The organism is Nonomuraea harbinensis (assembly GCF_019396385.1).
Taxonomy (GTDB): domain Bacteria; phylum Actinomycetota; class Actinomycetes; order Streptosporangiales; family Streptosporangiaceae; genus Nonomuraea; species Nonomuraea ferruginea.
Genome location: NZ_JAHKRN010000034.1, coordinates 1 through 10,191 on the forward strand (window position 1 = coordinate 1; position 10,191 = coordinate 10,191).

General features: G+C 71.2%; 8 protein-coding genes. 2 read left to right on the top strand and 6 right to left on the bottom strand.

From position 1 onward, the window contains the following. The 5 genes from pgl to tkt all read right to left on the bottom strand — a co-directional run. A partial coding sequence (pgl, locus tag KME79_RS29450; protein WP_219547666.1) for a 6-phosphogluconolactonase occupies positions 1 to 711 on the bottom strand: 711 nt, incomplete at its 3' end. 10 nt (positions 712 to 721) lie between these two features. Further along, positions 722 to 1,633 (bottom strand): glucose-6-phosphate dehydrogenase assembly protein OpcA, encoded by a 912-nt coding sequence (locus KME79_RS29455; RefSeq protein ID WP_372452490.1) that lies wholly within the window; start codon positions 1,631 to 1,633, stop codon positions 722 to 724. A gap of 43 nt (positions 1,634 to 1,676) precedes the next feature. Beyond that, entirely contained in the window at positions 1,677 to 3,278 is a 1,602-nt protein-coding gene (gene zwf / locus KME79_RS29460) for a glucose-6-phosphate dehydrogenase (protein WP_246640637.1), read from the bottom strand. 65 nt (positions 3,279 to 3,343) lie between these two features. After that, complete coding sequence (gene tal, locus KME79_RS29465; RefSeq protein ID WP_219547668.1) at positions 3,344 to 4,435, bottom strand: transaldolase; 1,092 nt, start codon at positions 4,433 to 4,435, stop codon at positions 3,344 to 3,346. Positions 4,436 to 4,440: 5 nt separating this feature from the next. Next, positions 4,441 to 6,471: a transketolase gene (tkt, locus tag KME79_RS29470; protein ID WP_246640642.1), complete on the bottom strand. Its 2,031-nt coding sequence runs from the start codon at positions 6,469 to 6,471 to the stop codon at positions 4,441 to 4,443. A 336-nt stretch (positions 6,472 to 6,807) separates the two neighbouring features. Here tkt and KME79_RS29475 point away from each other — a divergent pair, with 336 nt between their 5' ends. Then, positions 6,808 to 7,779 carry a heme o synthase gene (locus tag KME79_RS29475; RefSeq protein ID WP_246640638.1) on the top strand — a complete coding sequence of 324 codons (972 nt, stop codon included), beginning with the start codon at positions 6,808 to 6,810 and terminating at the stop codon, positions 7,777 to 7,779. A 65-nt stretch (positions 7,780 to 7,844) separates the two neighbouring features. After that, positions 7,845 to 9,008, top strand: coding sequence for a PrsW family intramembrane metalloprotease (locus tag KME79_RS29480; RefSeq protein WP_219547672.1), 1,164 nt, complete (start codon positions 7,845 to 7,847; stop codon positions 9,006 to 9,008). A 135-nt stretch (positions 9,009 to 9,143) separates the two neighbouring features. Here the strand turns inward: KME79_RS29480 and KME79_RS29485 are convergent, their stop codons facing one another. Continuing rightward, the gene (locus KME79_RS29485) at positions 9,144 to 10,130 is read right to left on the bottom strand and encodes a COX15/CtaA family protein (RefSeq protein ID WP_308249094.1); all 987 of its coding nucleotides are present in this window, start codon (positions 10,128 to 10,130) and stop codon (positions 9,144 to 9,146) included. Positions 10,131 to 10,191: the final 61 nt, after the last annotated feature.

Sequence of the window (10,191 nt, forward strand, 5' to 3'; positions counted from 1 at the left end):
CAGGCCGGGCGGGATCTTGCTGGCCGCCGCACCCTGTTCCTGCTGCACCGGGCCGGACTCCTCCAGGGCCAGGCGGACGGCGCCGGACTTCTCCTCGCCGGCCGCCACCACCCACACCTCGCGCGAGCCCTGGATCACCGGCAGCGTCAGCGTGATCCGGGTCGGCGGCGGCTTCGGGGCGCCGTGCACCGCCACCGCCGGGCGGGTGTCGTAGAGCGCCGGCATCCCGGGGAACAGCGACGCGACGTGCGCGTCGGGGCCCATGCCCAGCAGCATCACGTCGAAGCTGGGCGCCGGCCCGTGGTCCTCGGGCCGGGCGGCCTTGGCCAGCTCGGTGGCGTAGGCGTCGGCCGACTCCTCCGCCGACAGGCCCGAGTCGGGCCCGGCCATCACATGGACCCGCGACGGGTCGACGTCGACGTGGTCGAGCAGCGCCTGCCGGGCGCCCGTCTCGTTGCGCTCGGGGTCGCCCGACGGCAGGAACCGCTCGTCGCCCCACCAGATGTCGAGACGCCGCCAGTCGACGGCGTCTCTGGCGGGGGTGTCGCGGATGGCGGCCAGCGTGGCGATGCCGACGGTGCCGCCGGTCAGCACCAGGGACGCGGAGCCCTTCGCGGACTGCGCGTCGACCAGCCGGGTGATGATCCGCGCGGCCACGGCCTTGGCCAGCACGTCGGCGTCGCGGTGCACGACAACAGTGGGAACGCTCACCCGTATCACCTTAGTGTGCGTACGTCCGGGCCAGGCGCTTGACGGCCAGCTCGTAGGTCTCGTCGGAGTCGAGCCGGCGCAGCTCCTCGGCGAGCAGTTCGGACAGGTGGCGCCGGGTCAGGGCCACGTTCCGGTCGGGCTGGCCGGGACGCGACAGGGTGGCCACCCGGGCGTCGTCGCGCGTCACCGACAGCTCGCCGTCGTCGAGCGTGAGCCGGACCTCGGTGAGCCCGGGCCCGTCGGACTCGGCGGTGCCGACCGGCACGTCGAGCCGCTCCGCCAGCCAGGCGGCCAGCAGCGGCGCGCTCGGGTTGTCGGCGGAGGCCGCCACCTGCCCGCCGTACACCTTGCCCACCGGCTGGTCGAACGCGGCCGCCAGCAGGCTGCGCCACGGCGTCAGCCGCGCCCACGCCAGGTCGGTGTCGCCGGCCGAGTAGCCCTTGGCCCTGGCCAGCAGGGCGGCGACCCCGTCGGGGGCGGACCTGGCGTCGGTGAGCCGCCGCTGGGCGAGCGTCCCGATCGAGTCCTCCGACGGCACGTCGGGCGCCCGGCCGGGCCACCAGGCGACCACCGGCGTGTCGGGCAGCAGCAGCGGGCTCACCACCGAGTCGGCGTGGTCGGTCAGCTCCCCGTACAGTCGCAGCACCACCGTCTCGCCCGGCGCGGACTCGCCGATGCGCAGCTCGGCGTCGAGCCGGTTGGCCTCCTCGGTCTCCCTGTTGATCACCACGATGATGCGGGACGGGTGCTCGCGCGCCGCCTCGGTGGCCGCGCGCACCGAGTCGTACTGGTCGCGCTCCTCGCACACCACCACCAGCGTCAGCACCATGCCGACCGCGGGCGCGCCCATCTGGTGGCGCAGCTGCGTGAGCTGGCTGGAGATCTTCCCCGCCGTCGTGTCGGCCAGCATGAAAGTGGTCACGACGCCTCCCGCGCCGGTCTCGTGCCGCGTCCAACGCCTGTCACTAGAGCCTCCTCCACACGCGCCCGTCGCGGGCCATCATCTCGTCGGCCGACGGCGGCCCCCACGACCCGGAGGGGTAGGGCTCCGGCTGCCCCTGGGTGGCCCAGAACTCCTCGATCGGATCGAGGATCGTCCACGACAGCTCCACCTCGCGCTGGTGCGGGAAGAGCGGCGGGTCGCCGATCATCACGTCGAGCAGCAGCCGCTCGTACGCCTCGGGCGACGTCTCCAGGAACGACTCGCCGTAGGCGAAGTCCATGGACACGTCGCGCACCTCCATCGCGGTGCCCGGCACCTTCGAGCCGAACCGCACCGTGATGCCCTCGTCCGGCTGCACCCGCACCACCAGCGCGTTCTGCCCCAATATCTCGGTGTCGTCCTTGCTGAACGGCAGGTGCGGAGCCCGCTGGAACACCACCGCCACCTCGGTCACCCGGCGGCCCAGCCGCTTGCCGGTGCGCAGGTAGAACGGCACGCCGGCCCAGCGCCGGTTGGCGATCTCCAGCTTGACCGCGGCGTACGTCTCGGTCATCGAGTCGGACGAGATGCCGTCCTCCTGGAGGTAGCCGGCCACCTTCTGGCCGCCCTGCCAGCCCGCGGCGTACTGGCCGCGCGCCGTGTTGAGCGCCAGGTCGGACGGCAGCCGCACGGCCCTGAGCACCTTCTCCTTCTCGCGGCGCAGCGCCTTGGCGTCGAAGGAGGTCGGATCCTCCATCGCCACCAGCGCCAGCAGCTGCAGCAGGTGGTTCTGGATCACGTCGCGGGCCGCGCCGATGCCGTCGTAGTAGCCGGCCCGGCCGCCGATGCCGATGTCCTCGGCCATCGTGATCTGCACGTGGTCGACGAAGCTGCGGTTCCAGATCGGTTCGTACAGGTTGTTGGCGAACCGCAGCGCCATGATGTTCTGGACGGTCTCCTTGCCCAGATAGTGGTCGATCCGGAAGATCGAGCTCTCCGGGAAGGCCGACGTGGTGATCTCGTTCAGCTCGTGCGCCGACTTCAGGTCGTGGCCGAACGGCTTCTCGATCACCACCCGCCGCCACGAGCCGTCGGGCGCCTGCGCCAGCCCCGTCCGCTTGAGCTGCTCCACCACCACGGGGAAGAACTTCGGCGGCACCGAGAGGTAGAACGCGTAGTTGCCGCCCGTGCCGCGCAGCTCGTCGATCTCCCGCAGCGCCATCGCCAGCGCGTCGAACGCGCCGTCGTCGGAGAACTCGCCCGGCACGAAATGGATGCCCTCGCGCAGCTGCCGCCAGACCTCCTCACGGAACGGGGTCCGGGCGTGCGTCTTCACCGCGTCATGCGTCAGCTGGGCGAAATCCTGGTCCTGCCAATCACGCCGGGCGAACCCGACCAGCGAGAAACCGGGCGGCAGCAGCCCTCGGTTGCCCAGGTCGTAGATGGCCGGCAGCAGCTTGCGTTTGGCCAGGTCACCCGTCACGCCGAACAGCACCATCACACACGGGCCCGCCACCCGCGGCAGCCGCTTGTCACGCGGGTCGCGCAGCGGGTTGGCGGCCGCCACCTCGATCGTCGTCGAGGTGCCGGCGACGGCGGCCGCGACCGCGAGCGCCTCCTCCGGGGGCCCTGCCGGGTCACTCATCTCAAACCTCCTGTGCGGGTGCGCCGCGGCGGAGGAGCCGGGCTCCTCGCCGCGGCGCCGGCGGTCTAGGGGACCAGGTTCTTGCGTACGCTGTCGAGCAGTTCGTTCCAGGACGCCTCGAACTTCTGCACACCCTCATCCTCCAGCACCCGCACCACGTCGTCGTAGTCGATGCCGGCGTCCTTGAGCTCGGCCATGGTGTTCCAGGCCTGCTCGTAGAAGGGACGCACACTGTCACCGCCGACGTCGCCGTGGTCGGCGGTCGCGTCGAGCGTCTTCTCCGGCATGGTGTTGACCGTGCCGGGCGCCACCAGCTGGTCGACGTACATGGTGTCGGCGTAGTCGGGGTTCTTGACGCCGGTCGAGGCCCACAGCGGGCGCTGCGGCCGGGCGCCGGCGGCGCGCAGGCGCTGCCAGCGGTCGGTGTTCATGATCTCCTCGAACGCGGCGTAGGCCAGGCGCGCGTTGGCGACGGCGGCCTTGCCCTTCAGCTCGGGCCTGCCGAGCTTGTCGAGGCGGCCGTCGATCTCGGTGTCGACGCGGCTGACGAAGAACGACGCCACCGACTCGATCGTCGCTAGGTTGAGCCCCTTGGCCTGGGCGGCCTCCAGACCGGCCAGCCAGGCGTCCATCACGGCGCGGTAGCGTTCCAGGGAGAAGATCAGCGTGACGTTGACGCTGATGCCCTCGCCGATCGCCTGCGTGATCGCCGGCAGGCCTTCGAGGGTCGCCGGGATCTTGATGAACAGGTTGGGCCGGTCGACCAGCCACCACAGCGCCCTCGCCTCGGCGACCGTCTTCTCGGTGTCGCGCGCCAGGCGCGGGTCGACCTCCAGCGACACCCGCCCGTCGACGCCCGAGGTCGAGTCGTACACCGGGCGCAGCACGTCGGCGGCCCACCGGATGTCGTAGGTGGTGATGGCGCGCACCGCCTCGCCGATGTCGACGCCGCGCACCGCCAGGTCGTGCATCTGCGTGTCGTACGCGTCGCCCTTGCTCAGCGCGCTGGCGAAGATCGTCGGGTTGGACGTCACCCCGACGATGTTCTTCTCGCGGATCAGCTGCTCCAGGTTGCCCGTGCGCAGGCGCTCGCGGCTGATGTCGTCGAGCCAGATGGCCACGCCCTGGCCCGACAGCTTCTTCAGGATCTCGCTCATGTCACTCAGTTTCCCGTCGTCTCGCCCTTGTCCTGGCCCAGCTTGGCCAGGGACGCCCTGGCCGCCGCGGCCACGCGCTCCGCCGTCAGCCCGAACTGCTCGTACAACGTCCTGTACGGCGCGGAGGCGCCGAAGTGTTCGAGGCTCACGACCTCGCCGCACTCTCCGACGAACTCGTGCCAGCCGAGGGCGATGCCCGCCTCGACCGCGACCCGAGCCCGGATCGACGACGGCAGGACGGTCTGCCTGTATGCGGAGTCCTGCCCCTTGAACCACTCGACACACGGCATCGACACGACCCGTGCCGGAATGCCCTGCGACTCCAGCAGCTCGCGGCCGTGGATCGCGATCTCCACCTCGCTGCCGGTCGCGATCAGGATGACCTTGGGCTGGCCGTCGGAGGCCTCGCGCAGGACGTAGCCGCCGTGGGCCACGCCGTCGGCGCTGGCGCCCTCCAGGACCGGCAGGTTCTGCCGGGTCAGCGCGAGCGCCGCGGGCCGGTCGGTGTGCTCCAGCACCGCCTTCCAGGCCGCGGCCGTCTCGTTGGCGTCGGCCGGGCGCACCACGTCCAGGCCGGGGATGGCGCGCAGCGACCACAGGTGTTCGATCGGCTGGTGGGTCGGGCCGTCCTCGCCCAGGCCGATGGAGTCGTGCGTCCACACGTACACGACCGGCAGCTTCATCAGCGCGGCCAGCCGCACCGACGGGCGCATGTAGTCGGAGAACACCAGGAACGTGCCGCCGTAGGGGCGGGTGCCGCCGTGCAGCGCGATGCCGTTGAGAATGGCGCCCATGGCGTGCTCGCGGATGCCGAAGTGGAGCGTGCGGCCGTAGCGGTTGCCGGGGAACTCCTTGGTCTGGAACTCCTCGGGGATGAAGGACGGCTCGCCCTTCATCGTGGTGTTGTTGGACTCGGCCAGGTCGGCCGAGCCGCCCCACAGCTCGGGCAGCACCGGCGCGAGCGCGCTCAGCACCTCGCCGGAGGCCTTGCGGGTGGAGATCGAGCCGCCCACGTCGAACGACGGCAGCGCGCCCGCCCAGCCGGCGGGCAGCTCACGGTGGGAGATGCGGTCGAGCTCCGCGGCCCGCTCCGGGTGGGCCGAGCGCCAGCGCCGGTAGCCGTGCTCCCACTCGGCGTGCTCGTGACGGCCGCGGGTGGCCACCTCGCGGGCGTGCTGGAGCACCTCGGCGGGCACGTCGAAGGTCTTGGCGGGGTCCATGCCGAGCACCTGCTTGGTGGCGGCGACCTCCTCGGCGCCGAGCGCCGAGCCGTGGATCTTGCCGGTGTTCTGCTTGTTGGGTGAGGGCCAGCCGATGATCGTGCGCAGCCGGACGAACGAGGGACGGTCGGTCTCGGCCTTGGCCGCCTCCAGCGCCTCGTGCAGCGCCTGCACGTCCTCGGCGTAGTCGCCGGACTGGGTCCAGTCGACGCTCAGGGTGTGCCAGCCGTAGGCCTCGTAGCGCTTGACCACGTCCTCGGACTTGGCGATGAGGGTGTCGTCCTCGATGGAGATGCGGTTGTCGTCCCAGATGACGATGAGGTTGCCCAGCTTCTGGTGGCCGGCGAGCGAGCTGGCCTCGTGGCTGATGCCCTCCTCGATGTCGCCGTCGCTGACGACGCACCAGATGTGGTGGTCGAACGGCGACCGGCCCGGCTCGGCGTCCGGGTCGAACAGGCCGCGCTCGCGGCGGGCCGCCATCGCCATGCCCACGGCGTTGCCCAGGCCCTGGCCCAGCGGACCCGTCGTGGTCTCCACGCCGGCGGTGTGGCCGTGCTCCGGGTGACCGGGCGTGAGGCTGTCCCACTGGCGCAGCCGCCGCAGGTCGTCCAGCGTGAGCCCGTAGCCCGACAGGTAGAGCTGGATGTACAGCGTCAGGCTGGTGTGCCCGGCGGAGAGCACGAAGCGGTCGCGGCCGATCCAGTTGGGGTCGGTCGGGTCGTGCCGCATCGCACGCTGGAAGAGCAGGTATGCGGCGGGAGCCAGACTCATCGCGGTGCCTGGGTGTCCCGAGCCCGCCTTCTCCACTGCGTCCATCGCCAGCGCTCGGACCACGTCGACAGCTTGCTTGTCGAGGTCGGTCCACTCAAGGGCTGGCACGAGTTCGGTGCTCAAGCTCGATCTCCGGAATCTCTTCGTCTGCTGATGGTGCCTGTTGGCAAAATCCCGCCCACACGGGACCCTAACCGAGTGGAGACGGCCATCGATTCCCTATCCACCCGAGCGTGTCCGCGAACAGGCCCACGCACCCCCTTGGCCGGACCGCCCATCCCTGCGACTACAGTTTGCTTGTTCCCAGGGACGCCCCGGCTGCCCTCACGAATCCGCTTCAATCCGAGGTTACGCGTTGACTCCGCACGTGCTGGAAGCGCCTTGACGGTGCTGACGAACAGGCAGGCGAGCAGGCCGCACGACGCCCCCGGCCACCGGGAGACCACCCCGGCGCATCCCGCGCCGCGGTCGATCGGTGAGGTCGTCATGGCCTACGTAGCCCTCACCAAGCCGCGCGTCATCGAGCTGCTGCTGATCTCGACGCTGCCCGTGATGTTCCTGGCGGCCGGCGGCCTGCCGCCGCTGTGGACGGCGGTGTCGGTCATGGTGTTCGGCACGCTCTCGGCGGGCAGCGCCAACGCGCTCAACTGCTACATCGACCGCGACATCGACCAGAAGATGCGCCGCACCCGGCGCCGGCCGCTGGCCAGGCACCAGGTGTCGCCGCGGGCCGCGCTGGTCTTCGGCATCGTGCTGGGCGTGCTGTCCACCGCGGGGCTGTGGCTGACGACCAACTGGCTCGCGGCCGCGCTGTCGACCGCCGCGATCCTCTACTACGTGCTGGTCTACTCGCTGATCCTCAAGCGGCGCACCGCGCAGAACATCGTGTGGGGCGGCATCGCGGGCTGCATGCCGGTGCTGATCGGCTGGGCGGGCATCACCGAGCGGCTCGACTGGGCGCCGCTGGTGCTCTTCGGCGTGGTGTTCTTCTGGACGCCGCCGCACACCTGGACCCTGGCCATGCGCTACAAGGAGGACTACGCGGCGGCCAAGGTCCCGATGCTGCCCGTGGTCGCCACCGAGCGCCGGGTGATCCTGGAGTCGATCGCCTACACCTGGGCGACCGTGCTGTGCTCGCTGGCCCTGTGGCCGGTCGCCGGCACCACGCTGTTCTACCCGGCGGTGGCCGCCGTGCTGGGCGCGCTGTGCCTGTGGGAGGTGCACGCCCTGCTGACCCGGCTCAACGCCGGCAAGACCGGGGTCGACCTGCGGCCGATGCGGTTCTTCCACTGGTCGAACGCCTACCTGGCGCTGCTGTTCCTGGCCGTCGCCATCGACCCGTTGCTGTCCTGATCCCTTGCCGCCTGTAACCGAATCGCAGGTAGGACATCACATTCCTGATCGGTTACAGTCACCGTATGCCGTCCCATGATCCACGCTGGGTGTTCAAGGACCGCCCGTCGTCAGCGTTGATCATCGGGCTGGTCCTCACCGGCATCTGCACGCTCGTGTCGTTCTCCTTCGACGTGCTCAACGGCGAGCCGGTGCAGTTCTTCATCGCGCTGGCCCTGGCTCTGGCGCCGGTGCCGCTGCTGCTGGCCGCCGTGCTCGCGCTCGACCGGATGGAGCCGGAGCCGCGCAGCAACCTGATCTTCGCCTTCGCCTGGGGGGCGGGCGTGGCCGTGCTGGTCGCGGGCGTGGTCAACTCGCTCAACCTGCACTACATCATGGACACCGTCAACCTGTCGGAGGCCAGCGCCCGCAACATCGCGGCCACCTTCGGCGCCCCCGTCGTCGAGGAGACGATGAAAGGGCTCGTCCTGCTCGGGATGCTGCGCTTCCGCAGGTTCGAGCTCGACGGGCTCACCGACGGCATCATCTACGCCAGCATGGTCGGGCTCGGCTTCGCCATGAGCGAGAACGTCAGCTACTACCTGGCCGCGCTCAACTCCGAGGCCGGCGGGGTGGGGCTGGCCGTCACCGTGGTGCTGCGCGGCATCCTGTCGCCGTTCGCGCACCCGCTGTTCACCTCGATGATCGGGGTGGCGGTCGCCTTCGCGGCGCAGCGGCACGGGCCGGAGCGGACCTTCTCCATCATGGCCGGCTGGTCGGGCGCGATGATCCTGCACGGCCTCTGGAACGGGCTCGTCTCGTACGGCGGCTTCACCGGGCTGGTCGTCGCCTACCTGGTGCTGATGGTGGTGCTCGTGGTGCTGATCGGCGTCGTGGTCCGCGACCGGCGCCGCATCGTCGCGCTCATCCAGCTCTACCTGCCCCCGTACGAGCCGACCAAGCTGGTGACCAGGGACGACATCCACATGCTGTCGGCGCTGCCCCGGCGCAGGCACGCCCGTCAGTGGGCCCGCGTGTACGGCGGCAGGAAAGGGCTGCGCGCGATGAGCGACTACCAGCTCGCCGCGACCGAGCTGGGGCTGCTGCACGAGCGCGCCGCCCGGCGCATGGTGGACGAGCAGACCTTCCACGAGGAGCAGCGGGCCCTGCTGGAGTGCATGAGCACCGCCCGCGCCGAGTTCCCGGTGCCGCCCGCGCCCGCCGGCACGGCCGGTTACGCGCCCGGCTGAGTTCCGAGAGGGGCGGACGAATGCCGCGAAAGGCGCCTCGCGGCGGTGGGGGAGTGGCGGACTTCTCACCCCAAAGCCTGACAGACAGGCACGGGTCGCGGAGGACGACCGGGTGGGGGAGTGGCCGGGGCCCGATCAGGCGGGGGCGGCGGCCTCGGCGACGGGCCGGGCGGCGGGCTCGTCCAGCGGGTCGTGCGTGCGCAGCGTGGTGACCACCCAGAGCGCGCAGATCCACACCAGGGTCGAGCCGAGCACGTGCAGCGTCACCAGGGCGGCGGGCACGCCCAGGAAGTACTGGACGTAGCCGATCACGCCCTGCAGCAGCTCCACCGCCAGCAGCGTCCACGCCGCCCGGCGGGCCCGCAGGGGCGCGCCGGTCACGCGCAGCGCGAACGCCAGCGCGAACGTGAGCCCGACCACCAGGTAGGCGACGTCGGCGTGCAGCCGCGCCACGGTCTCGATGTCGAAGCCGAACCGCGAGGCCACCACGTCACCCGAGTGCGGCCCCGTACCCGTCACCACCACGCCCGCGACCACCAGCACGAACACCGCCGCCACCAGGACCTGCCCGAGCCGCCGGAGGTCGCGGTGGACCACCGGGCGGGCCGGCGCGTCACCCTCGCCGGCGCGCGCGTAGAGCGCCCAGCAGGCGGCGGTCAGGCCGATCGACAGCAGGAAGTGCATGCTCACCGTGATCGGGTTGAGCATGGTGCCGACCACCACGCCGCCCCACAGCGCCTGCGCGGCGATGCCCACCGGCTGCAGCCAGGCCAGCCGCACCAGCGACTCGCGCCGCGGCGACAGGCGCATCGCCGCGACGACGCAGGCCAGGCCCACCACCAGCACCAGGAACGTCACCAGCCGGTTGCCGAACTCGATGGCCATGTTGAGGGGGTCGACCTCGGGGTGCGCGACCGGGACGAAGCTGTCGGGGGTGCAGCGCGGCCAGGTCGGGCAGCCCAGGCCCGAGCCGGTGACGCGCACCACCGCGCCGCTCACGGTGATGCCGGCGTTGACCACCACGGAAGCCAGCGCCCAGCCCCGCACGGCCGCGGGTGTCGGCGCCCAGAAGGAGAACAGGCGCCGTACGAGGGGGGAGTGATGGTCCGTGGGTAGCTTCACGTCATCGATGGTACGGGCCCCATGGGCCGGTCCTTTCACCGCCTTTTCAACCTCCGGCGTA